The following is a 23,066-nucleotide window of genomic DNA, read 5'->3' as shown; positions in this document are numbered from 1 at the left end:
CGGTTCAGCGTCCTTCCGTGTTCGGGGCTGGTGAGACCTACGCTAGGGAGCGTGGGCCCCGCGGGTATCCCCAGAATGTGCCAGCCGCGCGAGCTTCTCGCGGGCGGACTGTCGGCCACCGGATCGAAGGCACCCCGCCTAACCGGACGGTGAACCTGGGGTTACGCCACGCTTCTGTATTCGAAAGCACGAAAGCCTTGCCTTGGGTTCAGCACGGGGGTACAAATTCCTGGCGGGCCCCGCCTCTCACAACGCCGCAGCGCGGCGGAGAGAACAGGGCCCGTCCAAACTTCGAGCGGCCCCGCGATTCGTCGCGGGGCCGCTGTCGTTACCCGGTTAGGGTCGCAAACTGTGGGAACGCTGCGCACCGCCCTCGTCGGGCTGGTCGCGGTTCCCCGGTCGAAGCTCAGCCCGCGGGTCGCCGCCCGAGGCACGCTCGGGGTCGCGCTGCCGCTGTTGGTGGGGGCGGCCACCGGGTCCGTGCTGCCGGCCGTCGCGGCGACGCTCGGCGCCTACTTCACCGGCTTCGCCGACCTCTCCGGCCCGTACCGGCGGCGGCTGCGGCTCGGCTTCGCGCTGGCGGTCTGCGGTGCGGCGTCGGTGTTGCTGGGGGCCCTGGTCGAGCCGATCGCGGTGCTCGCCGTCGTCCTGGTCGCGGTCTGGGGGTTCCTGGCCGGGCTGCTCACCGCGCTGGGCCCGAGCGGCACGCGGGTCGGCGTCACCGGGCTCATCGTCCTGATCGTCGTGGGGGAGCAGCCGCAGTCGCTCGGTCAGGCGCTGCTCTCGGCGGGCGCCGTCTTCGTGGGTGCGGCTCTGCAGACGCTGCTGGCGATCGCGCCCTGGCCGGTCCGCGGGTACGCGCCCGAGCGCGCCGCCGTCGCGGACGCCTTCCGCCAGTTCACCGACGTCGACCCGTCCGGCAGTGGCCCGGCCTATCCGGCCGTCCTCGAGGCCCACGCCGCGCTCCGCGGCCTGGACCCGCAGCGCAACCGTACGATCGCGGCTCTCCGCATCCTTCTGGACGAAGTGGAGCGCGCCCGCGGCGAGGCGGTGGCGCTGGCCGTGCTCCGCGCGCGGCTCGACGACAAGGGCGAACCGGACGCGGCCGCCGAGGTCGCAGCGGTGCTGGACGCGGCCGCGGCGGTCGGCGCCTCGATCGCCGAACGCCTCCTCTTCCCGGGTGAGCTGCACCCCGAGGTATCGGCCGCGCTCGACGAGGTGCTGTCCAGGGCGGTGGCGGCGCTGCGCGACCGGGCCGACGCCGACGGCGCCGCGCCGCTCACCCGCCGCGGCGCCGCGGCCCGGGCCACCGCGCTCGCCGGCCAACTCCGGGCCGCGCGTCGAATCCTGGACTCGGCCGACCCGGGCGACGTCGGCGGTGACTCACCGGACAGCAGCCGGGTCTTCCTCATGCCGGCCGACGAGCCGCTGACCGTGCTGCGGGCGAACCTCCGGCCGTCGTCGGCGGCGTTCCGGCACGCGTTGCGGCTGGCGTTCACGCTGGCCGCCGTGGCCACCGCGCTGCTCGCGCTCGGGCTGCCCCGCGGGTACTGGCTGCTGCTCACGGTCGCGGTGGCGATCCGGCCGGACTTCTCGGCGACGGTCAAGCAGGTCGTCGACCGGGTCGCCGGGACGCTGCTCGGCATGCTCGTCGTCTCCGCGCTGCTGCAGTGGGTGGTGTCCGAGACCTGGCAGAAGATGGTGCTGGTCCCGCTCTTCTACTTCTTCCTGCGGACGGTGCTGTCGGCGAACTTCGCGCTCGGCGCGGCCGCGATGGCCGGCAACGCGGTACTGCTGGCCGACCTGCTCGGCGCGTCGGCCGGGTCGCTGATCCCGGAACGGCTCGCGTACACGGTGGCCGCCGGGGTGATCGCGCTCGCCGCCTACCTGGCCTGGCCCACCTGGGAACGGTCGACGGTCCGCGACACGCTCGCCGACGGCATCGAGTCCGCCCGCAGCTATCTGCGCACCGCCGCCGACCCGGACGCCGCCGACACCGACGTCGACGCGGCCCGGACCGTCGCCCGGGTGGCGCTGAGCAACGCCCGGGACTCGGCGAAGCGGCTGGCCGACGAGCCCGGCACCCCGTCCGGGCTGATCGACCTGGCCAACGGCGTCACCGTGCACGCGAGCCGGCTGGTGCAGGGCGGCATGGCGCTGGAGGCGGCCCGGGATCTGCGTCCGGAGGGGCTCGTCCGCCCGGAGGCACGGGCGTTCGCGGCCGACGTCGATACCGCGCTGGGCGTGGTGGCCGGCGCACTGCGGACGGGAAGGCGTCCGAAGGCTCTTCCGGCGTTGCGGAACGACGTGGATCAGCTGATCTCGGTCGCGCCGGAGGCGCGGCTGGCGACGTTCGCGACGGCGGCCGACCGGATCACGGACGGAATAGGAACTCTGAACCATTTGCTCCGTCAGGACGCGCGAGCGGGTGGTTCACACCCCCGATAGGCTGCTGACCATGGTCTACCAGCCGGGCGTTCCGCATCCGTCGGAGGGAATGGCTCAGCCCGCCCCGATGGTGCCGTGGCACCGTCGTCGCTGGGTCGGCATCGCCGTCGCGGGCGCGGCGATCGGTGTCATCGCGCTGGCCGGCCTCGGCATCTACGGCATCCTCGGCTACAGCCTCGGTCCGCTGACGCTGATCCTGGCGATCGGGACGGCCGTGCTGCCGGTGCCGATCCTGCTGTCGTTCTTCTGGTGGCTCGACCGGTACGAGCCGGAGCCGCGCCGCTACCTGGCGTTCGCGTTCGGCTGGGGTGCCTGCGTGGCGACGTTCGCCGCGCTGATCATCAACTCGTTCGGCGGGCGGGTGATCACCGGGGCCGGCGGCTCCGAGTCGACGACCGCCGTGCTGGTCGCGCCGCCGACCGAGGAGTTCTTCAAGGCCGTTCCGCTGTTCATCCTGCTGATCCTGGCCGTCACCGGGCGTCGGCAGATCAACGGCATCGTCGACGGCATCGTGTACGCGGGGATGTCGGCGGTCGGGTTCGCGTTCACCGAGAACGTCCTGTACTTCGGGTCGGCCTACCTGGGCGACGAAGACAAGAACATGCCCGGCGGCATCACCGCGCTCGTCGTCACGTTCGTCCTGCGGGGCATCTTCTCGCCGTTCGCGCATCCGCTGTTCACGTCGATGACCGGGCTCGGGGTCGGCATCGCCGCCCGCAGCCGGCACACCTGGGTGAAGATCGTCGCCCCGATCGGTGGCTACGCGCTCGCGGTGACGCTGCACGGCACCTGGAACCTGCTGGCGTCCAGCCAGAACTTCGGTGTGATCCTGACCGGGTACACGCTGATCATGCTGCCGATCCTGATCGTGATGGTCACGCTGGCGATCGTGCTGCGCGGACGGGAGGCCAAGGTCGTCGGCCGGGTGCTGCCGATCTACGCCGAGTCGGGCTGGTTCACGCCGCAGGAGATCGCCGCGCTGGCCACCATGCAGAGCCGCCGGGCCGGACGCAGCTGGGCCAGGCAGATCGCCGGCAGCATCGGCGCCAAGGCGATGGCCGACTACCAGTTCGCGGCGACGAAGCTGGCGATCACCCGGGACTCACTGGCCCGGGGCATCACGAACCGCGAGTTCGCGGACGAGGAGCGGCAGCTGCTCGCCACCGTGGACGCCCGGCGGCAGTACATCCTGCAGAACGCGCGCCCGGGCTCGACGATGCCGTGGGGTTCGCCCCCGCAGAGCCAGCAGTTCGGCTATTACGGCGGTGGGCATCACCAGGGCTACCAGCCCCACCACCATTAGAGATACAGGCCGGTGCCCTCGGACTCGACGCGGGAGGCGGCGACCGCGTGCACGTCGCGTTCGCGCATCAGCACATAGTCGTTGCCCTGCAGCTCGACCTCGGACTTCTCGTCCGGGTCGAACAGCACCCGGTCACCGACCTCGACCGAGCGCACGTGCGGGCCGACCGCCACCGCGGTCGCCCAGGCCAACCGGCGCCCCATCGCCGCGGTCGCCGGGATGACGATGCCACCGTTCGACTTCCGCTCGCCCGGCTTGCCCTCGAGTTTCACCAGCACGCGGTCGTGCAGCAGGTGGATCGGCAGGCCGTTGACTTCGGTGCTCACAGCAGCACGGTAGCGCCGAAGGTGTGAGTCCTGCGGGCGCGGGTAGCAGGCGCCGGTACGGTGCGCTTACCGGATCGGGATTAGGGGTGCGCGAGTGAGCTGGCTGTTGCGGGTACGCGCCGAGGCGCGGGAGAGGCTCGCCTCGGCGCGCGAGACGTCGTCAGTGCCTTCAGTGGCGCCGGTATCGCCCACGCCGGACGTGGTCGTCGTGCCGGGCGACGAGCCGGCGAACGAGAGCGTGCCGGTGGCGCTGCGCGTCGGGGCGGCCTGGGCCTGGCGGCTGGTGATCGTCGCGGTCGTGCTGTACGGGCTGTTCTGGATGATCTCGCTGCTGCGTGTCGTCGTCATCCCGATCGTCGTCGCGCTGCTGCTGGCCGCGCTGCTCGAGCCGGCCGCCGGCTGGCTGCGCAAACGCGGTGCGCCCCGGGCGCTGGCCGCGGCCACGATCCTGGTGTTCGGCCTGCTGCTGGTGTTCGGCACGCTCGCCCTGGTGGTGCAGGCGTTCATCAACGGTCTCGCCGACCTCACCGATCAGGTCAGCCAGGCGCTCAACGAGGGACGCGACTGGCTGCTGTCGGGGCCCCTGCACGTCTCGCAGGACCAGATCGACCAGTACGTGAACAAGGCGCAGACCTGGTTGTCGGACAACCAGTCGTCGCTGACGTCCGGCGCGTTGTCGACGGCCACGACGCTCGGCGAGGTCGTCACCGGCTTCTTCCTGGTCCTGTTCTCGACGTTCTTCTTCCTGAAGGACGGCAGCCAGATCTGGCGCTTCCTCACCCGCCTGCTCCCGCGCCCGGCCCGGCCCGCCGTCCGGCAGGCCGGTCACTACGCCTGGCACACGCTGACGTCCTACGTGCGGGCGACGGTGTTCGTGGCCTTCGTCGACGCGGTGGGCATCGGAATCGGTCTGGCCGTGCTCAAGGTGCCGCTGACGTTGCCGCTGGCCGCGCTGGTCTTCCTGGGAGCGTTCATCCCGGTGATCGGTGCGACGCTCTCCGGCGCCGTAGCGGTGGCGGTGGCGCTGGTGACGCAGGGCCCGATCTCGGCGCTGATCATTCTCGCGGTCGTGATCGCGGTGCAGCAGCTCGAGGGGCACGTGCTGCAGCCGCTGATCATGGGCCGGGCGGTCGCGCTGCACCCGTTGTCGGTGATCCTGGCGATCGCGATCGGCATCACCGTGGCGGGGATCGTCGGAGGGTTGGTGGCGGTTCCGCTGTTGGCGGTGACCAATACGGCGGTGCGGTATCTGGTGCTGCGGCCGGATGGTGGGCCGGCGCCGGGTGGGGAGGACGCTCCTCCTGGGACGGTGCCGCATGATGACGACAAGGCGGCGGTCGAGGAGGCGCGGACCGACGCGGCCGAGGCGGCGAAGAACGCGGGGGTTCCGGGGGCAGATGCGGCAGGGTCACCTGCGCCGGCCGCGGCGGCGGGTCCTGGGGAGCCCCCGGCCACCGCTCCTTAGATCGGGTGTTGTGGGTGGCTGACGCCTGCATGCGGTCGGGGCCCGCCGGCCCCGGCCCGGCGGCTCCGCGCCCGGGAAAGCGTGCCGGCTCCTACCCCGCTCCGCCCAAGCGCTTCAAAGCGCCCCTCGCTACGTCGCCCGACGTCGTGTACCAGAACGGCGGGAGGGTCCGTCGGATGAACTCTCCGTACCTCGCGCTGTGCAGGCGCGAATCCAACACCGCCACCACCCCCCTGTCGCCCGCCGCTCGGATCAACCGGCCCGCACCCTGGGCCAGCCGGATCGCCGCCGCCGGCACCGACACGGCCATGAACCCCGACCCGCCTCCGTCGTCCACGGCCTTCGACCTCGCCGCGGTCAGCGGCTCGTCCGGCCGCGGGAACGGCAGGCGATCGATCACCACAAGCTGGCACGCGTTCCCCGGCACATCCACGCCCTGCCAGAGCGACGCCACCCCCAGCAGGCACGTCTCCGGCTCCTCGCGGAACCGCTTGACCAGCAGGTGAATGGAATCGTCGCCCTGTAGCAGCACCGGCAGGTCGGTGGCGGCCCGGAGCGCTTCGGCGGCTGCCGTCGCGGCCTTGCGCGAAGAGAACAGGCCCAGCGTGCGGCCGCCGGCCGCCTCGACCAGCTCGACGAGCTCCCGCTGCGCCCCCTCCGACAACCCCGACATGCCCGGCCTGGGCAGCTTCGAGGCCACGTAGAGAATCCCCTGCTTCGGGTAGTCGAACGGCGACCCCACGTCCAGGGCGCGCCACCGCTTGACCGGCTCGGCGTCGTCGTCATCGGACTCGGGAGGCTCGACCGGACGAACGTCCGAAGTGTCGGGAGTACGGCCGAACTCGACGTCGAGCCCGAGTGAGCGGGCCACCGTGTCGAACCGGCCGCCGAGCGCGAGCGTCGCGGACGCGGCCACCACGACCCGGTCGCGGAACAACCCGCTGCCCAGCGCGGCCGACACCGACAGCGGGGCGACGTGCAGCGTCGGCGGCCGACGATCTTCCCGAGCCACCCAGGCGACGTCGTGATTCGCCTGCGCGAGCAGGCGCTGGGTGGTGTCGACGATGCCGGTCAGGCCCTGCTTGGCCTGGTTGCGCCGGACCGCGTCGGCCTCGTCGGGCTTGACCTCGCCACCGAGCGCGTCGAGCGCGTTCCGGGCGTTCTCGTCGAGCAGGAACAGCGCGTCGTAGAGCGGCTCGGGCAGCCGTTCCAGCCGGCCCGGGCGGGCGCCGTCGAGCGTGCGCTCCAGCAGGTCGGCCGCGCCCTCGAGGTCGTCGCGCAGCTTGTCGTCGACGAACGCCCGCAGGCGGCGGGCGGCCCGGCTGATCAGCTCGGCGGTCAGCTCGGCCTGGGCCGCGCTGGTGACGCGGTCGGTGAGCTCGTGCGCCTCGTCGACGACCAGCAGCGCGTGCTCGGGGACGATGTGCCGCCCGGACAGCAGGTCGACGGCGAGCAGGCTGTGGTTCGTGACGACGATGTCGGCCTGGCGTGCCTTGGCCCGGGCCGCCTCGGCGTAACAGTCTTCGCCGAACGGGCACCGGGCCGCCCCGACGCACTCCCGGGCCGGCATGCTGACCGCCCGCCAGGCCGTGTCGTCCACACCCGGGTCGAGATCGGCGCGATCACCGGTGTCGGTCTCGGCCGCCCACTCGCGGACCCGGTTGACCTGCTGGGTCAGCTTGCCGGCGGCGCCGAGCCACTGGGTGTCGGTCTCGAACAGGCCGTCGTCCTCGGCGACGTCGCTGCCCTCCAGCCGGGCCAGGCAGGCGTAGTGATGGCGGCCCTTGAGCAACGCGAACGTCGGCGTGCGACCGAGCACCGGGGCCACCGCCTCGACCAGGCGAGGCAGGTCGTGGTTCACCAGCTGGGCCTGCAGCGCGAGCGTCGCGGTGGTGACGACGACCCGCTTGCCGGTGGCCAGCGCCGGGACGAGGTAGGCCAGCGACTTGCCGGTGCCGGTACCGGCCTGCACCAGCAGGTGCTCGCCGGTGTGGACCGCCTCGGTGACCGCGTGCGCCATCCGCCGCTGACCAGGGCGATCCATCCCCTCCGGAACCGCACCGATGGCGGCGGCCAGGAGTTCGTCGGTGTGTCGCAGATCAACCGCGTCGGTCGCTTCGGTCACGGTGGCCACGGGCGGCAACGCTACCCGCTCCGTACGACGCTCCGGGCTACCCGTCCACAGGCTCGAGATGCCTCAGCTTCTCCGGGTTGACGACGAACGAGAAGCGCGAGATCCGGCCGTCGGGCGAGAGGTCGGGCACGACCACGCCCATCACCGCACGCCCGTCGGCCCACTGCTCGAACGCCGGATCGCCGGCCGCGTCCGGCCGGAAGCGCAGCAGGAACCCGTACTGGCCGTTGGCCAGCACGGGTTCCGGCGTGATCCAGTGGCCCCGGTTGCGGAAGATCCCGACGAGGAACCGCGCGACCTTGTCCGGCCCGACGATCGGCCGGAGCGCCGCCCGCACCACCCCACCGCCGTCCGAGACGAACTCGACGTCCGGCGCCAGCAGCGCGGTCAGCTCAGCGAGGTCGCCGCCCTGGCAGGCGGCGAAGAACGCGTCGATCGTGGCCTGCTGCTGAGGCAGTGGCTTGAGCGGCGGGGGAGGGCTGTCGTGCAGCAGCCGCCGGGCCCGCGACGCCAACTGCCGGGCCGTGTCGACCTTCAAGTCCAGGATCGAGGCGATTCCCGAGAACGGGATCCCGAACACGTCGTGCAGGACGAACGCGACCCGCTGCTCGGGCGTCAGCCGTTCCAGCAGCGTGAGCAGGGCGATCCGCACCGAGTCGTCGAGCGCGGCGACCTCGGCCGGGTCGGGCCCCGACGGCAGCCGCTCGACCAGCGGCTCCGGCAGCCACGGCCCCACGTAGGCCTCGCGGGTGACCCGGGCCGAGCGCAGCACGTCCAGGCAGATCCGGCCGGTGACCCGGGTCAGCCAGGCGCGCGGATCGACGATGTCCGAGCGATCCGCGCGCTGCCAGCGCAGCCAGGCCTCCTGGACCGCGTCCTCGGCCTCGGCGAGGCTCCCGAGCATGCGGTACGCGACCCGCACGAGGTGCTCCCGGTGCGGAGTGAAGTCGTCCATGGGAGAGAGACGATTCGGCCCCGCGGTCCGTGACCGCGGGGCCGAATCTCACTTTTCCTGGTTGACGGCGTTCTCGCCGCGCTCGACGAGCGTCTTGTAGACGTCCTGGGCGCGGGTCTGAGCGGCCGCCGCGTTGCGCTTCACGGCCTCGCCGTCGAGGTCGCGGGCCTTGCTCTGCAGCCCGGCCGCGTACGACGGGAGGTCGGCCGCGAACGTGCGGATCTCGCGGGGGAGGCTGCGCAGGTCGTCGGGGAGCGAAGCGGCGTTGCGCTGGAACTGCGCGGACAGCTCGGGGGCGTTGTTCACGAGCTTGCGGATCTGCTCGGCGACGACGTCACCGACGCCGGCCAGCGCGTAGAGCGCCTCGGGCCACTGCTTGTCAGCAGCCGGGCTACCGGGCCCGATCGCCGCCGGACCCTCGTGGGCCGGACCCTGGTCAGCGGCCGGAGTTTCCGGAGTTTCGGGCCCCGTGGGAGTAGACATTGCCGGTCCTCTCGAAGAACGACGTCCAGTGATCCCACGGTAGGCCGGTCGCGCTAGCACCTGCAAGCGCTCAGCTAGCACTTCAGGGTCAGTTCAGGGACGTACCCTGAGGACGCCATCAGGGGCTGGTTCGGGCTCCTCTGCCGGGCGGGCGCCCATCGGCGCCACCCGTCGCCGTCCCAACTCGTCGCCGCACCGGTCGATCACCGCGCGGACGCGGCCCGACACGTCGGTGACCTGCCTGCGCTCGTGCCGGAACGTCCGCAGCACCCGGGAGAGCTCGTCATCGGTCCGCCGGCCGACGTCCGCCAGGTCGACATCGGCGACCAGGCGCTCCACCCGTCTCCGGCGGCGATGGGTGGGCGGGCCGTCGGAGTCGGCCCGGAGCCGGAACACGCGGGCCAGCCGGCCGCCGGACGGCTGCTCGTCGGCGGAGGCGTCCTCGGCCGGGACCTCGACGCCGACGCTCCCGCCCTCGCCCGGGTCGGTGGCCACGGCCGCGTCGAACGCGATCGCCGCCCGCCTGCGCTGCTCGGCGGTGACCATCGCGATCCGCTCGTCCAGCTGGTGCCCGAGCCGGCTCAGCTCGTCGAGCTCGGCCAGCGCCTCGTCACGGCGATGGCGCACCACCGACGTCCGGAGGTCGGCCAGGTCGTCGAGATAATCCGGGCCGAGCACCCGGTCCAACCGCCGTTTCCCTCCTGGTACGACATCCGTCATGCCTCTGCTCCTTCGCACGGCGCGGATTTCGCAGGCCAGTCAGTGTGGGGAAGTTGCCCACCGCGTTGGGGAGCATCCTGGCACGACGGCGTGTCATCCGGAGCGCTTTGCAGCGGCAAATGGCACAGATGCAATGCCGAAACAGTCACATTCCAGCTACAAACTCCTGTGGAGCGGCCGGTATTTGAGACTAACGTTCACGTTTTCGGGACGGTGATCAGTCGATCGCTGCGCGGGTCTCGCCGATGCGCAGGTCGGCGTCGTCGGCGGTCGAACGCTTGATCAGGCCCAGCGCGATGTTACCGAACTCGAAGTGACGCACCGCGGTGCCGACGAAGCCGACCGGACGGTCGCCCAGCGTGATCGGCGTGCCCTGGGCGGGCAGCTCGTCGCTGACGCCGTCGAGGTGCAGCAGCACCATCCGGCGCGGCGGACGCCCGAGGTTGTGGACCCGGGCCACCGTCTCCTGGCCGCGGTAGCAGCCCTTCTCCAGGTGCACGGCGGTCGGGACCCACTCCGGCTCCTGGACGATCGTCCGGTGATCGGTCTCGAACCCCAGCCGCGGACGCCGATCGGCGACCCGGAGCGCCTCGTACGCCCACACGCCGGCCAGCGGAGCGTTCAGCCGGTCGACGGTCGCGTCCAGCGCGGCCCGGGGAACGAGCAGGTCCGCGCCCGGGAACGACGTCCGGCGCACCAGCCCGCCGTCGGGCAGCGCGGCCACCCCGTACGGCTCCGCGGGCAGGTCGACGCCCAGCCGGCCGACCGCCGCCGAAGCGTTCGGGCCCACCACCGACAACACCGCCCACTCGGCCGACACGTCGGCCGGCTCGACCCGCATCATGAAGACCATCTTCTGCAGGTAGGTGGTCAGGTCGTCGGCCGTTCCCGGCTCGACGTCCAGCCAGGTGGTCTCGCCGTCGTCGGCCACCTGCAAATGGTGTTCGACGTGGCCGTGCGGCGACAGGATCAGCGCCTCGGTGCCGCTCCACGCCGGTAGCGCCGACACGTGCTGCGACGTGAGGCTGTGCAGCCAGCTCAGCCGGTCGACCCCCGGCACCGCGACGACCCCGCGGTGGCTCCGGTCGACGACCCCGACGTCCTCGCTGAGCAGCCGCTGCTCCCGGAACGGGTCGCCGTAGTGGGCCGCCACCCCGGCGTCGGGCCCGTCGGCCATCACGGCACCGGCACGAAGACTCACGACTACACCTCCGGGTTGGGGACTCCAGCAGGTGCAGCAGTGCCGGCGTCGCAGCAATTCCCGCACATGCCGAACAGTGCGACGTGCCCCACGTCCATCGTGAAGCCGCGCTCGTCGGACAGGCGGGTCGCCAGGTCGGTCAGCATCCCGGTCGGGGCCTCGGTCACCGTCCGGCAGTTCCGGCAGACGAGGTGGATGTGCTGGTCGGCGGCGAGGTGATAGGTGGTCGCGGTGTCGATCAGGTGCGTGTGCCGCACCAGCCCGATCTCTTCGAGCAGCTCCAGCGTCCGGTAGACCGTCGTCAGGTTCAGGCCGGCGGCGGTCTTCGTCACCTCGGCGTGGACCTGCTCGGAGGTGGCGTGGCCGAGCTTCTCCACGGCCTCCATGACGAGCTGGCGCTGCACGGTCATCCGGAGGCCTCGGGACCGCAGCGCGTCGGTCAGGGACGGAAGCGCCATGGCCCCCATGGTATTCAGGGCCATGGCTAACCGTGCGCTCGCTGTGCTCGGCCGCGGAGTACTCCCGGTCGACACCCCCATTGCCCGTGCTGACGACGCCGGCCTCACCCGCGGCGACGGCATGTTCGAGACCATCCACGTCCGTTACGGCACACCCTGGCAGCTCGACGAGCACCTGGCCCGGATGGAGGGCTCGGCCCGGATCCTGGGCATCGACCTCCCTCCGGCGGCCGCGCTCGCCGAGCTCGTCGATCAGGTCCTGACCGACGCCCACGACGACGAGGAGGTCGCGGTCAAGGTCGTCTGCACCCGCGGTCCCGAGGGCGCGGACGAGCCGACCGTCTTCGCGACGATGTTCGACGTCTCCCCGGCTCAGCGGGCCGGCCGGCGCGACGGCATCGCGGTCGTGTCGGTGACGCTGGGCGTGTCGGCCGACGTGCGGGCCGGCGCCCCCTGGCTGCTCGGGGGCGCGAAGACGCTCTCGTACGCGGTGAACATGGCCGCGCTCCGGCACGCGGCCGCGGCCGGTGCCGACGACGCGCTGCTGGTCTCGTCCGAGGGGTCCGTGCTGGAGGCGCCGACCGCGACCGTCGTCTGGGCGGCCGGCGGCGCGCTGTGCACGGTGCCGGTCGATACCGGGATCCTGGCCGGGACGACCGTGAACTACCTGCTCGACCGGGCCGGCGAGCTGGGGCTCAGCGCCGATCGCCGGCGCATCCAGCTCGACGACCTGTACGCGGCGGACGAGGCCTGGCTCTGTTCGAGCGTGCGGGGGGCGGCCCGGATCGTCCAGCTCGACGGCAAGCCCATCGGCGAGAAGGGCCTCACCCCGGGCGTCCAGGAGCTCCTCGGATTCCCGTCTAAATAACGTTGCCGACTTCCGGGAGCCGACGTAAATTTGGGCTACACGAGAGGGGAGGTGGTCCAAAGTTGAATACTTATCGGACTCGTGAGGTGGCTACTTCCTAGCCGCATCTCAACGGACTCCGGTCCGAACCGTCGCCTAGTGCACGTGAGACGGCGGTGAGGCAAACCAAGGTAACCACCGACCCCTCGGGCTGCTGGCATTGTCCGACCAGCCTCGCGGTAATACGCGAGAAGTAGCCCGGGGGGCTTTTATTTGCCCTGTGGGCGGCCCGCCCAGAACGAAAGCACTCAGCCCGCGATGCGCTTGAGTCGCGCGGACATGTGCGGGGTCAGATCGTGGCCCATCGCGGCCATGTCCACCGCATAGAGCAGATCGCCCTCGACGATCCCGTACAACCGGTGATTCGCCGAGACTTCCTTGGCGGTCGCCGTCCGCACCACGGCATCGGTGCTCAGCTCCACCTTCAGCCCGTCGATCGACCCCACGTACACCTCGACGAACCCCGTCGGGTGCGCGAGCAGCACCTCGACCGTGTCTTCGTCGGACTGCACGCGCCACCACCCGGTCTCGCGCGCGCCCGGCCGAATCGGCCGCCCCTCGGCGTCGATGATCCAGGACCGCGCCTCGTAGGCCAGGAACGGCCGGCCGTCGTGGCTGAATCGCACCTCCTGGGCGTAGTCGAAGTCCTCGATGCCCGGGTAACCGCCCTTGCCGGTGCCACGCCACACCCCGACGTACGGGAGCAGCCCGAGCAGCGACTCGTGCAGGTTGGGTCCGCTGCGGAGATCGTGCGTCTCCTCGTACGGGTAGCCGGCCGGATCCGTCACGGTCAGCGCTGACCCTGGTAGAGGCGGTACACGACGTAGACCCCGAACCACGCGATGATGGCGAAGGCCGCGATCAGCAGCACCAGGAAGAAAGTCTCGAGCACGCCCCGAGTCTAGGGCGCCCGGCCGGTACCAGCGGTGTCGGGTACAGCACGGATTCCTCCCGCGCCCTAAGGTCTGCTCATGAGCCGCTCACTGGTGGTCAAGGTGACAGCTGGAGCCGAGGCTCCCGAACGCTGTGCACAAGCGTTCACGGTGGCCGCGACCGCGCTCGCGTCCGGCGCGGACGTCTCGCTCTGGCTCACCGGCGAATCGTCGTGGTTCGCGCTGCCCGGCCGGGCCGCCGAGTTCGACCTACCGCACGCCGCTCCGCTGGCCGACCTCCTCGCGGGGCTGCTCGCGACCGGTCGGGTGACCCTCTGTACCCAGTGCGCGGCCCGCCGGTCGATCGAGGAGGCCGACGTCCTGCCGGGCGTCCGCATCGCCGGCGCGGCCGTCTTCGTCGAGGAGGTCCTCGCCGACAACGCCCAGGCCCTGGTCTATTAGGACGGTTCGTCAGCCGCACTTGCGGGTGATGAACCGGACGATCGCCAGCACGGCGTTCGCGTCCAGCACGACCGTCGGTTTGATCGACTCACCGCTCGACCGCAGCTGAACGGTCGCGGTGACCGCGATCTCGGCGTAGTTGAGGCGCCGAGCCAGCCCGCAGTCGGCGACCGACCAGCGCAGCGTGATCCGCGGAGTGACGTCCTCGACGAACCCGGCCGGCAGCGGCGCGGCCACGACCGACAGGCCGGGCGTCGCGGTCCGGATCTCCCGGATCGCCAGACCGCTGTCGCTCTCCTGCCGGATCCGTAACGGGATCACGATCTCGTCCCGGAGCTCGGCCGGGGAGCCGGCCAGCTCGGCGTTGGTCCAGAAGTCGCTCTCCGGCCCCTGGCACTTGTTCCGCGCGGTGTCCACGAACAGCGTGTTGTCGTCGGCCAGGGTCACCGCGACGTCCCGTTCGGGCCGGCCCGCGATCGACACCGACAGCAGGATCTTGCGCGGTGCGTTCAACGGGCCGGCGCACGAGTGCGAGACGTCCATCGAGATCCACGTCTCCTGGCCGGTCCTGACCTTCACGCCCTGGCTGACCGTCCGCAGCCCGGACCGGTACCGCGAGTCGTCCAGGCGCGCGGCCCGGATCCGGACCTCGGTCGGCCCGAGGTTCGAGATCACCACCCGCAGCGTCCAGGGCTGCCGCGCGCCGGTCCAGTTCGCGCTGCTGGCCGCGTCCTGCGCGACCCGCGCGCCGAGCACGATCCGGTCCCGACGCTCGGCGGCCGCCTGCTCGGCGTCCCAGCTGTGGATGGCCGCGCCCCCGAGGAGGAGGCCGACGGCGACCGCGGCGATCAAGCGCAGGCGGGCCGACCGGGCGCGGGCCCAGGCCTCCAGCCGGCCGACCGAGGTCGGTTGCTCCGTCTCCGGTTGCTGGCCATCGTCGTCGGCTTCCGGTTCGTCGTCCGGACGTTCCTCAGGCGGACGCCGCCGGCGAGGCCGTGCCTGCTCCCAGACGCTCGTACTCAGCACGTCGGTGCCCGGGACGGAAGCCTCACCAGACTCGTCCAGTTCGTCCCAATAGGCGGGCGCACTGCTGTGGTGGGCGTCGTCCCGGGGCGCGTCGTCGCGCCTGCCGGTCATGTGACCAGGGTAGGAGGTCGGTCTCGACCGAAGGAAGGTATGAACATCCGATCGCCGGCTCATGCGTGGCCGCTCGATAATCCCGAGTGGACACAGCTCGGTTGGGGGATCGGGGCGCTCGGGTGGGGTTGCGGGTCTTTGTCAGTCACGCGTCGGACGATCGGGATGCGGCCGGCCGCATCCACGAGTGGTTGGCCGGGTTGGGCTACACGGTCTTTCTGGCCGACGAGCCGGTCGGGGGCACGCCCGGCGGGGCGGACTGGGTCTCGTGGCTCCACCGGGAGTTACGACGGGCCGACGCCGTCGTCGCGCTGCTTTCGGCCGCGTACACCGAATCCAACTGGTGTGCCGCCGAGATCGCGGTGGCCGCGTCACGCGGATGTCTCGTCGTTCCGGTACGACTCGAGGCCGGCGCGCTTCACCCGCTGCTTCCGTCGACCGTGCAGTACGTGGACTTTCCCCGCGAAGCCGACGGTCCCGCCGCGATCCGGCTCGCGGCGACCCTGGCCCGGCTCGACGCGGTCGGCGGTTGGGGCTGGGAGGACGACCTTTCGCCATATCCCGGGCTAGCGGCCTTCGACAGCAGCCGAGTCTCGGTCTTCTGCGGGCGATCGGTCGAGATCAAGGAGGTGTCCGAGCGGCTCCGCGCAGTTCCGCTGACGCCGGGCCTGATCGTCGTCGGGCCGTCCGGGTGCGGTAAGTCGTCGCTGGTACGGGCCGGGGTGGCTCCGGCGCTGGCCCGCGAACAGGGTTGGCTGGTGGCGCCGGTCGTTGGTCCGGAGGGCGGGGTGAGTGCCCTGCGCGCGCTGGCCCGATCGCTGGCCACGCTCACCGACGTGCAGCCCAGCGAGCTGCTGGCCCGTCTCACCGGGCCGGACGGCCTACTCGACCTGACCGACGACCTGCTGGACGAGCACGGCTGCCGGCGCCTGCTGCTGGTGCTCGATCAGCTCGAGGAGCTTCTCCTCCGCACTCCTCACGACGATCGGGTCATGCTGGGTGCCGCGATCCGGGCGGCGGTCGCCGGAGGGCGCGTGCAGGTGCTCGGCACCGCGCGCGCGGAGTACCTGGCCACGGTGATGTCCGGTCCCGAGTTCGCCTCGGTCGACCTCGGCACGTACGTTTTGAGGCCACTCACCAGCGAGGCGCTGCGCACGGTGATCGAGGAGCCGGCCGAGCGAGCCGGCCTCCGGGTCAGCCGCGATCTCACCGATCGCCTGGTGGCCGACACCGGCAGCGGCGAGGCCCTGCCGCTGCTGGCCTTCACGCTCGCTCGGCTGGCCCGGGACACCAGCCGGGGCGACGAGTTGTCGACCACCTCGTACGAGCGGATGGGCGGCGTCCGCGGGGCGCTCAGCGATCAAGCGGAGACCGCGATCGCCCGGGCCACCGGGATCACCGGGCGCAGCCGCGACGAGATCGTCGCAATTCTCGTCGACCGGCTCGTCCACCTGGATCCGGAGGACCGGCCCACCCGCCGTCGGGCTGACCGCAGCGTGCTCGCGCCCGAGTCGGCCCAGGTCCTCGACCACTTCGTGGACGCCCGGCTGGTGAGCACCAGCGTCGATCGATCGGACACCCCGGCCACCTGGTACGGCGTGACCCACGAGGCGCTGTTCACCGCCTGGCCACCGCTGGACGCGGCGATCCGGGAGCGGGCGCAGGCGCTGCGGGCGCAGCAGAACGCTGACCGGGCGGCCCAGATCTGGCGGCGGAACGATCGCCAGGCCGCCGACCTGTGGGACGGCAACCGGCTGGCGGCCGCCTTGCGCGACCTGGGCGTCCGGACGGGTCGGCGGCGGATGGAGACCCAGCTGGAGCTCGCCGTGGACACCCGCGAATTCCTGTCGGCGAGCGTGCGGCGCGAGCGGTTCCGGCGTGGCCGGATCGCCGGCGTCCTCTCGCTTCTGCTGGTCGTCGCCGTCGTCGTGGCCGGGTACGCGGTCACCCAGCAGCTGGCGGCCCAGCGGCAACAGCAAATCGTCGAGTCGCAACGCCTGGCCGCTGTCTCCCGCGAACTGTTCACCCGGGCCGACTCCGCATTGGCGTACGACCCGGTCACCGCGCTCAAGCTGGGCGTCGCGGCGCGCCAGATCAGCCCGGATATCGAGTCGGCCGTCTCGCTCTCGGTCCTGATGCGCCGCACTGCACTGATCGGCTCGATTCCGGCGGCGGGGCCCAACGGCTCGCTCGGCGTCGCCTACCGTCCGGACGGCCGGATGCTGGCTGAAACCAGCTACGACCCGAAGGTCGGGCTGCGGCTCTGGGACGTCAGCAGACCGGGGCGCCCGACGCTGCTGGCGACGCTCGCGATCGCGGCGCAGACGCGGCCCGCCGTTTCCCACGACGGGACGTTCATCGCGCTGGGGTTCGATCACGGTGTCGACGAACGCCGGGTCGCGCTGATCGACGTCCGCGATCCGCGGCACCCGCGAACGACGAGCATCGTGCCGATCCCCCCGGACAACGTGATCGAGGGGGTGGCAGTTTCGCCGGACGACCGTTATCTCGCTGCTTACGCCGGCAAAGCCGTCACGCTGTGGGACATCGCGCAGCCGACCGCGCCCGTCCGGGTGGCGACGCTCCCCTCCGACGCGAAGGTCGAGTCGATCTACACGGCGACGGGGGCGGTGCAGTTCAGCCACTCCGGACGCCTGCTGGCCGTCGGTGGGGACGGGACCGGCGTGCGGCTGTGGGACCTGGCCGATCCCCGTCATCCTCGGGGACTCGGCGGGTTTCCGGGTCCCTCGAGCGAATTCAACGCCTCCGACCGGGTCTTCGCCGTCGAGTTCAGCGCCGACGACCGGCGGCTGGCGGTCGGGAAGGCCGACTCGACCGTCGACATCTGGGACGTTCAGCGGCCGGGCCGCCCCCGGCTGCTCACGACGCTGCGAGGGCACAGCAACACGGTCGCGTCGATCGTCTTCGTTCCGCACTCCGACCTGATGGCCACCGGCAGCCTCGACCAGACCGTGCGGCTCTGGGAGCTCCCGGCCGGCCGCCCGGTCGGGGTCCTTCGCGGCAGTACCTCCGCGGTCTTCCAGGTCGCCGTCAACCCGGCCGGCACCACGTTGGCCACGAGCGGTTCCGATACGTTGTTCTGGGATCCGCGCGATCCGACGCCGGTCGGCGCGATGTTCCGGCCGACCGAAAGCCAAGCCGCCGGGTCGACCGGGTTGTTCACGGTCGCGGCGCTGCGGGACGGCGTGTACGCAGCCGGGGGATCCGGCCGCCGGATCTTCTACTGGACGGCCGAAGGTCTGCGCTCGACCCGACTTCGCGCGATCCAGGAGGACCCGAACGAGAACTACTTCCTGGTCGCGGATTTCGCCGTCGATCGATCCGGACGACGGTTGGCCGCGATCGGCTCGGGCGGAGTCGTGCTCTGGGACGCCAGCACTCCGGCGGCGCCGGTGCCGGGTGCGTTCCTACCGCTGGTCGACACGGCGAGGCTCACCGGCGGGGACGACGTCGAGCTGAGTGCCCGGGGCGACCTGCTCGCCGCCGCCGCGGCCGACGGGCACGTCCTGGTCTGGCGGGTGACCGACACCAGCCACGCCACCCGCATCGCGGTCCTGCCCGGAAGCGCCACCCACGAGCGGCTCGGAACCAGCGCGGTCGCCTTCAGCCCAGACGGCCGCACGCTCGCGACACTCGGCGAGGACAAGTCGTTCCGCCTTTGGCGCCTCTCTGACCCGGCGCGCCCAACGCTGATCCGTACCACGAAGACCGGCGACGGCAACGTGAGTCGGCTCGCGTTCAGCCCCGACGGACGCCTGCTGGCGATGACGCACGACGGCCAGGTGATTCTCTGGAGCGGGACGTCGTGGTCACAGCGGATCGGGACGATCACGAATCCCGCCGGGCCGATCTCGGAGATCGCGTTCAGCCCGGACAGCCGGACTCTGGCCGCTGTGGGCAATGGCCCGACGACGAAGCTCTATGACGTCACCAACCCGGCGGATGTGCCGGAGATCGTGGCGCTGAGCGGTCCGACGGACGGCGTCACCGACGTCGCCTTCGGCTTGGACGGCTCGACGGTCGTGGTCACCGGGCGCGACACCACATCGTGGGTCTGGAACGTGCGGCGGCAGTTGCACCAGTACGGCGAGCAGGTGGTACCGGCGGCGTGCGCGGCCGCGGCCGGGGGGTTCTCCGAGCAGGAGTGGAAAGAGACGATCCGGGATCTGGAATACCGTCCGACTTGTCCCCGGTGACGCGAAAGCGCGCCCGGCGTACCGCCGGGCGCGCTTTCGTTGCTGACTCAGACCAGCACGAGGCTCGCCTGGTTGACGCCCTTGTCGGCGGAGACGGCGGTCTGGCCGTTGCCGCTGGCGTGCAGTGCTCGCACCGTCCACTCGCCCGGCGCCGCGAAGAAGCGGAACTGCCCGGTCGCCGACGACACCACCTCGGCGGTGAACTCGCCGGTCGAGTCGAGCAACCGGACGAACGCGCTGGGCACCGGCGAACCGTCACCGGCGGTCACGACACCCTGGATCACGGTCTCCTTGGTGGTGTCGATGCCCTCGGTGCTCAGGTCGTTGCCCTGCTCAGGTGCTCCGCACATACTCAGACATCCTTCTCGATCGGGACGCCGATCAGCGAACCGTACTCGGTCCACGAACCGTCGTAGTTCTTGACGTTCTGGTGGCCCAGCAGCTCGCGCAGCACGAACCAGGTGTGGCTCGAGCGCTCGCCGATGCGGCAGTACGCGATCGTGTCCTTGCTGTCGTCCAGGCCGACCTCGCCGTAGAGCTTACGAAGGTCGTCGTCGGACTTGAACGTTCCGTCTTCGTTGGCGGCCTTGCTCCACGGGACGTTGAGCGCGGTCGGGATGTGGCCACCGCGCTGCGACTGCTCCTGCGGGAGGTGCGCCGGCGCGAGCAGCTTGCCGGAGAACTCGTCGGGCGACCGGACGTCGACCAGGTTCTGGACGCCGATCGCGGACACGACCTCGTCGCGGAACGCCCGAATCGAGGTGTCCTGCTCCTGGGCGGTGTAGGAGGTGGCGGCCCGCGAGGGCACGTCCTTGACGAGCTCGCGCCCGTCGAGCTCCCACTTCTTGCGGCCGCCGTCGATCAGCTTCACGGCCTCGTGGCCGTAGAGCTTGAAGTACCAGTAGGCGTAGGCCGCGAACCAGTTGTTGTTGCCGCCGTAGAGCACGACCGTGTCGTCGTTGCCGATGCCCTTGCTGGAGAGCAGGGCCTCGAACTGCTCCTTGTTGACGAAGTCGCGACGCACCGGGTCCTGGAGATCGGTCTTCCAGTCGAGCTTGATCGCACCGGGGATGTGCCCGTTGTCGTACGCCGTGGTGTCTTCGTCGACCTCGACGAAGACCGTGTTCTCGGCGTTGAGGTTCTTCTCGGCCCAGTCGGTCGAGACGAGCGCGGACTCGCGGCTCATTCAGACACTCCTTCGTGTGTGGCGGGTGAGGTGGTGGATTAGCAGTCGACCGCGAAGGTACGCGAGACAACCGAGGCAGAGCCCGAACGCGGCGTTGAGAAACGCGGCGATCAGGGCGGCTGCGGTGGCCACGACACCGACCAGCGGGGCGCCGGTGAGGTAACCGATGGTGCCGACCAGCGCGAACGCGAAGCCGACACCCTGAGCGAACTGCACCGGGGTGGCGTCCTCGCGCTCGGCCGGAGGAGCCAGCCGAGGGGCGACGAGCGTCCGGTAGAGCACTGCGTAGGGAGCGGCACCCAGCCCGACGAACGCGCCGAGCGCGAACACCAGGGTCTGGGCGGCCAGGAGCCAGCCGCTGCCGGTGAGTAGGACGACTGCGAGGACGACGGTCGTCACCCAGGCGGCGAAACGCGGGCCGCGCGGGTCGACCGAAGCCGGCCGTAAAGGTGGGGACATGACTCTCCTGACGTCCACGTGCGGGGGGTCAGGGCGACGGTCACGCAGGAAGCATCGCCCGGCGTCAGGCCGGGGGACACAGGCAGCTACCGACGCGGCACAGGTCCACCGCGCGGCGCTTGGTGAGCAGGGAGCTCATGCTGGCCAGCGTAGCAAACCCCCGAGCTGGGCTGTCTCGGAATTTGGGATGCTACTCCTGGTGTGCGGGACAACTAGTGCACCGGCGTGCAATTCCTACTGGTCTGAGAGGAAAGGGCCGATCGCTTTGAGAACGTCGTCCCGCCGGGGCTGCCCGACCGCCCGCCCGGCGATCCGCCCGGTTCGGTCCACCAGGAGCGTCGTCGGGGTGCTCTGGACGTCCAGCGCGCGCACGGCGTCCAGGTGGGATTCGGCGTCGACCTCGACGTGCTGCACCTGGGGCAGGCGCCCGGCGACGTCGGTCAGGATCCGGCGGGTGGCGCGGCAGGGCGCGCAGAACGCGGACGAGAACTGCACCAGGGTCACCGCCGCGGCCTCGGGCCGGATGCCCAGTTCCTCCCACATGTGCGTCCCCTCGTCAGCGGTGCTGCGGACCCGGCCGTTGCGGGCGCGCCAGACGAGGCCACCGGCGGTCGCGACCACCAGCACCGCCAGTAAGACCAGCACCCGCACCCCGAGGTCCATGACCGCCCAACACCGGCCGGGGCCCGGCCTATTTCACGACCGGGACATCGGCCGCGCTGCCGTAGACCGTGAGCGTGCCGTTGCTCGCGCTGACCCGGTCGAGTTTCACCGCGAACGGCAGCGCGAGCTCGACCGGCTTCGCGAACTGGTTCGTCAGTTGCCGGACGACCGAGTTCGGCACGTCGACGCCGGCCGCGCTGACGTTCGCGACGTCGAACGTCAGCTGGTTGCCGTCGAGCTTCGGCGTCACGTCGGCGCTGACGTCGACCGTGCCGACGACCGGGACCTCGATCGGCAGCGAGGCCCGGACGGCCGAGCCGGCGCTCTGCAGCTTGAGCCCCTTCAGGTCGAAGCGGCGGGCGATCTCGCCGACCGACAGCTGTCCGGTGCCGGTGACGGTCTTGGCCGTGATGTCGTGCGGCTGGGCGCCACGCAGGACGTCCTGGGGGATCGTGACGTCCCGGAGCTTCAGGTCGACCTTGTCGATCGTCGCCTCGGGGGTCTTGACCGTGGTCAGGTGGACGTCGCCGCCGTCGAAATCACCGGAGAGCAGCTGGGTGATGAACGGGAACCCGACGACCTGGACGTCGGTCTTCGCGGCCGGCGTGCCGTTGTTGCGCAGGTTGTCGGCGACCGCGGTGTTCAGCCGCTTCTCGACCACGTTGGCCAGCGCGCGGTCGGCGAACACGCCCACCCCGCAGACGATGATGGCCAGGACCAGCAGGATCGTCAGGCACCCGACGGCCCGTCGTCGCCTCTCGGCCACCTGTTTCCTCCGGAGTGCTCAGTAGGTAGGTAGGACGTAATACCTCGGTCACAACGTGAGCCCCACGAGGTAGCCGATCGGCGCGGCCACGCAGAGGGCCACCAGCGGGCCGAGAGCGGCCCCGGCGGTGCCGCCGGTCACCCGGCTGCCGGCCGCCAGCCGGCCGGCCCGGGCGAGGTCGACGCCGAGGTCGGCCAGCACGGCCGCGGTGCCCACCAGCCAACCGACCAGCGTGGCCGCACCGACCGACAGGTCGAGCCAGTACGCGGCGGCCAGCGCCGAGCCGCCGGCCGCGAGCGCGCTGCCCAGCCCGAGCCCGACCAGCCCGCGCGGGACCTCCGGGCGCACCGCCGGGTGCGGCAGCACCAGGTCGGTCACCCGGGCCACGACCATGCCGAGCGCGGCGGCCAGCACGATCAGCGCCACCAGGTCCGCGCCCTCGACGCGTCGCAGGATCACGGTGGCGGCGAGCGCGATCGCGGCCACCGCCACGGTCAGCGTGCCGCCGAACGCCTCGGTGACGTTGCGTCGCGCGGCGCCCCGGGCGAGCTGGGTGAACGTGGTGGCGCCGAATGCGCAGGCGAGCACCGCCACCAGCGGACCGGCTCCGCGCTCACCGGTGGCCAGCGCGACGACGTCGGCGGCGATCGCGGTCAGCGCCCCGACGACGGCCGTGCCCGCCAACCCGGGCGGACGGGTGACCGCGCACCAGGCGCCGACCAGCGCGAGCTGCCCGGCCAGGATCGCGATCGCGTACGGCACCGGGCCGGCGAACGAGGCCCCGGCCAGCACCGCGCCGGCGACCAGCGCGGTCAGCCCGGCGACCGCGGCGGGGCCCTTGGCGCGCCCCGAGCGGACGGGGAGGGCCGGAAGATCGTCCGGTTGATCCACGTCAGGTTCCGAG

At 71.6% G+C, this 23,066-nt stretch carries 22 protein-coding genes; 6 read left to right on the top strand and 16 right to left on the bottom strand.

What is annotated here, in order from left to right:
* Positions 1-351 precede the first annotated feature (351 nt).
* A complete protein-coding gene (locus tag FL583_RS33470) occupies positions 352-2,448 on the top strand; it encodes an FUSC family protein (protein ID WP_142708893.1) in 2,097 nt (698 codons plus the stop codon).
* Between the two features lie 10 nt (positions 2,449-2,458).
* Positions 2,459-3,751, top strand: a complete 1,293-nt coding sequence (locus FL583_RS33465) for a PrsW family intramembrane metalloprotease (RefSeq protein ID WP_142708892.1) — start codon at positions 2,459-2,461, stop codon at positions 3,749-3,751.
* Here FL583_RS33465 and FL583_RS33460 read toward each other — a convergent pair.
* Complete coding sequence (locus FL583_RS33460; RefSeq protein WP_142708891.1) at positions 3,748-4,077, bottom strand: GroES family chaperonin; 330 nt, start codon at positions 4,075-4,077, stop codon at positions 3,748-3,750. The two genes, FL583_RS33465 and FL583_RS33460, sit on opposite strands and share 4 nt — an antisense overlap.
* Positions 4,078-4,171: 94 nt before the next feature.
* Here FL583_RS33460 and FL583_RS33455 point away from each other — a divergent pair, with 94 nt between their 5' ends.
* A complete protein-coding gene (locus FL583_RS33455; protein WP_170324003.1) occupies positions 4,172-5,542 on the top strand; it encodes an AI-2E family transporter in 1,371 nt (456 codons plus the stop codon).
* Positions 5,543-5,633: 91 nt separating this feature from the next.
* Here the strand turns inward: FL583_RS33455 and FL583_RS33450 are convergent, their stop codons facing one another.
* From FL583_RS33450 to FL583_RS33425, 6 genes are all read right to left on the bottom strand, one after another.
* A complete protein-coding gene (locus FL583_RS33450) occupies positions 5,634-7,685 on the bottom strand; it encodes an ATP-dependent DNA helicase (RefSeq protein ID WP_420843228.1) in 2,052 nt (683 codons plus the stop codon).
* Between the two features lie 28 nt (positions 7,686-7,713).
* Positions 7,714-8,631: an RNA polymerase sigma factor SigJ gene (gene sigJ, locus FL583_RS33445; protein WP_142708889.1), complete on the bottom strand. Its 918-nt coding sequence runs from the start codon at positions 8,629-8,631 to the stop codon at positions 7,714-7,716.
* Positions 8,632-8,679: 48 nt separating this feature from the next.
* Positions 8,680-9,114: a hypothetical protein gene (locus tag FL583_RS33440; RefSeq protein WP_142708888.1), complete on the bottom strand. Its 435-nt coding sequence runs from the start codon at positions 9,112-9,114 to the stop codon at positions 8,680-8,682.
* Positions 9,115-9,207: 93 nt separating this feature from the next.
* The gene (locus FL583_RS33435) at positions 9,208-9,834 is read right to left on the bottom strand and encodes a hypothetical protein (RefSeq protein ID WP_142708887.1); all 627 of its coding nucleotides are present in this window, start codon (positions 9,832-9,834) and stop codon (positions 9,208-9,210) included.
* Positions 9,835-10,051: 217 nt separating this feature from the next.
* Positions 10,052-11,011, bottom strand: a complete 960-nt coding sequence (ygfZ, locus tag FL583_RS33430; RefSeq protein WP_142708899.1) for a CAF17-like 4Fe-4S cluster assembly/insertion protein YgfZ — start codon at positions 11,009-11,011, stop codon at positions 10,052-10,054.
* A gap of 26 nt (positions 11,012-11,037) precedes the next feature.
* Positions 11,038-11,493: a Fur family transcriptional regulator gene (locus FL583_RS33425; protein WP_142708886.1), complete on the bottom strand. Its 456-nt coding sequence runs from the start codon at positions 11,491-11,493 to the stop codon at positions 11,038-11,040.
* 22 nt (positions 11,494-11,515) lie between these two features.
* On the opposite strand from FL583_RS33425, the gene FL583_RS33420 reads away from it, so the two are divergent.
* A complete protein-coding gene (locus FL583_RS33420) occupies positions 11,516-12,361 on the top strand; it encodes an aminotransferase class IV (protein ID WP_170324002.1) in 846 nt (281 codons plus the stop codon).
* 287 nt (positions 12,362-12,648) lie between these two features.
* On the opposite strand, the gene FL583_RS33415 is transcribed toward FL583_RS33420, so the two are convergent.
* A complete protein-coding gene (locus FL583_RS33415) occupies positions 12,649-13,188 on the bottom strand; it encodes a heme-binding beta-barrel domain-containing protein (protein WP_205752696.1) in 540 nt (179 codons plus the stop codon).
* A 183-nt stretch (positions 13,189-13,371) separates the two neighbouring features.
* Here FL583_RS33415 and FL583_RS33410 point away from each other — a divergent pair, with 183 nt between their 5' ends.
* Positions 13,372-13,734 carry a DsrE family protein gene (locus FL583_RS33410; protein ID WP_170324001.1) on the top strand — a complete coding sequence of 121 codons (363 nt, stop codon included), beginning with the start codon at positions 13,372-13,374 and terminating at the stop codon, positions 13,732-13,734.
* 9 nt (positions 13,735-13,743) lie between these two features.
* On the opposite strand, the gene FL583_RS33405 is transcribed toward FL583_RS33410, so the two are convergent.
* Positions 13,744-14,871 (bottom strand): hypothetical protein, encoded by a 1,128-nt coding sequence (locus FL583_RS33405; protein WP_142708883.1) that lies wholly within the window; start codon positions 14,869-14,871, stop codon positions 13,744-13,746.
* An 86-nt stretch (positions 14,872-14,957) separates the two neighbouring features.
* Here FL583_RS33405 and FL583_RS33400 point away from each other — a divergent pair, with 86 nt between their 5' ends.
* On the top strand, positions 14,958-19,088 hold the full coding sequence (locus FL583_RS33400) for an nSTAND1 domain-containing NTPase (protein WP_142708882.1): 4,131 nt from the start codon (positions 14,958-14,960) through the stop codon (positions 19,086-19,088).
* A gap of 47 nt (positions 19,089-19,135) precedes the next feature.
* On the opposite strand, the gene FL583_RS33395 is transcribed toward FL583_RS33400, so the two are convergent.
* The 7 genes from FL583_RS33395 to FL583_RS33370 all read right to left on the bottom strand — a co-directional run bounded on the left by FL583_RS33395 (position 19,136) and on the right by FL583_RS33370 (position 23,053).
* Positions 19,136-19,438, bottom strand: coding sequence for a DUF1416 domain-containing protein (locus tag FL583_RS33395; protein WP_142708881.1), 303 nt, complete (start codon positions 19,436-19,438; stop codon positions 19,136-19,138).
* 2 nt (positions 19,439-19,440) lie between these two features.
* Complete coding sequence (locus FL583_RS33390) at positions 19,441-20,274, bottom strand: sulfurtransferase (protein WP_142708880.1); 834 nt, start codon at positions 20,272-20,274, stop codon at positions 19,441-19,443.
* On the bottom strand, positions 20,275-20,733 hold the full coding sequence (locus FL583_RS33385; protein WP_142708879.1) for a DUF4395 domain-containing protein: 459 nt from the start codon (positions 20,731-20,733) through the stop codon (positions 20,275-20,277).
* Positions 20,734-20,797: 64 nt separating this feature from the next.
* A complete protein-coding gene (locus FL583_RS43200) occupies positions 20,798-20,872 on the bottom strand; it encodes an Ms5788A family Cys-rich leader peptide (RefSeq protein WP_376981956.1) in 75 nt (24 codons plus the stop codon).
* A gap of 95 nt (positions 20,873-20,967) precedes the next feature.
* Positions 20,968-21,396: a TlpA family protein disulfide reductase gene (locus FL583_RS33380; RefSeq protein WP_142708878.1), complete on the bottom strand. Its 429-nt coding sequence runs from the start codon at positions 21,394-21,396 to the stop codon at positions 20,968-20,970.
* 28 nt (positions 21,397-21,424) lie between these two features.
* Positions 21,425-22,162, bottom strand: coding sequence for an LmeA family phospholipid-binding protein (locus FL583_RS33375; protein WP_142708877.1), 738 nt, complete (start codon positions 22,160-22,162; stop codon positions 21,425-21,427).
* Between the two features lie 48 nt (positions 22,163-22,210).
* Positions 22,211-23,053, bottom strand: coding sequence for a hypothetical protein (locus tag FL583_RS33370; RefSeq protein ID WP_142708876.1), 843 nt, complete (start codon positions 23,051-23,053; stop codon positions 22,211-22,213).
* Positions 23,054-23,066 lie beyond the last annotated feature (13 nt).

It is taken from the genome of Cryptosporangium phraense (assembly GCF_006912135.1).
Classification (GTDB): domain Bacteria; phylum Actinomycetota; class Actinomycetes; order Mycobacteriales; family Cryptosporangiaceae; genus Cryptosporangium; species Cryptosporangium phraense.
Note: the sequence above shows the minus strand (reverse complement) of the source record. Positions and strands in the feature narration are given on the sequence as shown.

What these genes read in the sequence shown, in the direction of transcription:
- FL583_RS33425 (WP_142708886.1), bottom strand. Translation starts at nt 11,493, where the DNA reads ATGGCGCTTCCGTCCCTGACCGACGCGCTGCGGTCCCGAGGCCTCCGG.
- FL583_RS33465 (WP_142708892.1), top strand. Translation starts at nt 2,459, where the DNA reads ATGGTCTACCAGCCGGGCGTTCCGCATCCGTCGGAGGGAATGGCTCAG.
- FL583_RS33390 (WP_142708880.1), bottom strand. Translation starts at nt 20,274, where the DNA reads ATGAGCCGCGAGTCCGCGCTCGTCTCGACCGACTGGGCCGAGAAGAAC.
- FL583_RS33405 (WP_142708883.1), bottom strand. Translation starts at nt 14,871, where the DNA reads ATGACCGGCAGGCGCGACGACGCGCCCCGGGACGACGCCCACCACAGC.
- FL583_RS33435 (WP_142708887.1), bottom strand. Translation starts at nt 9,834, where the DNA reads ATGACGGATGTCGTACCAGGAGGGAAACGGCGGTTGGACCGGGTGCTC.
- FL583_RS33440 (WP_142708888.1), bottom strand. Translation starts at nt 9,114, where the DNA reads ATGTCTACTCCCACGGGGCCCGAAACTCCGGAAACTCCGGCCGCTGAC.
- ygfZ (WP_142708899.1), bottom strand. Translation starts at nt 11,011, where the DNA reads ATGGCCGACGGGCCCGACGCCGGGGTGGCGGCCCACTACGGCGACCCG.
- FL583_RS33395 (WP_142708881.1), bottom strand. Translation starts at nt 19,438, where the DNA reads ATGTGCGGAGCACCTGAGCAGGGCAACGACCTGAGCACCGAGGGCATC.
- FL583_RS33385 (WP_142708879.1), bottom strand. Translation starts at nt 20,733, where the DNA reads ATGTCCCCACCTTTACGGCCGGCTTCGGTCGACCCGCGCGGCCCGCGT.
- FL583_RS33420 (WP_170324002.1), top strand. Translation starts at nt 11,516, where the DNA reads ATGGCTAACCGTGCGCTCGCTGTGCTCGGCCGCGGAGTACTCCCGGTC.
- FL583_RS33410 (WP_170324001.1), top strand. Translation starts at nt 13,372, where the DNA reads ATGAGCCGCTCACTGGTGGTCAAGGTGACAGCTGGAGCCGAGGCTCCC.
- FL583_RS33380 (WP_142708878.1), bottom strand. Translation starts at nt 21,396, where the DNA reads ATGGACCTCGGGGTGCGGGTGCTGGTCTTACTGGCGGTGCTGGTGGTC.
- sigJ (WP_142708889.1), bottom strand. Translation starts at nt 8,631, where the DNA reads ATGGACGACTTCACTCCGCACCGGGAGCACCTCGTGCGGGTCGCGTAC.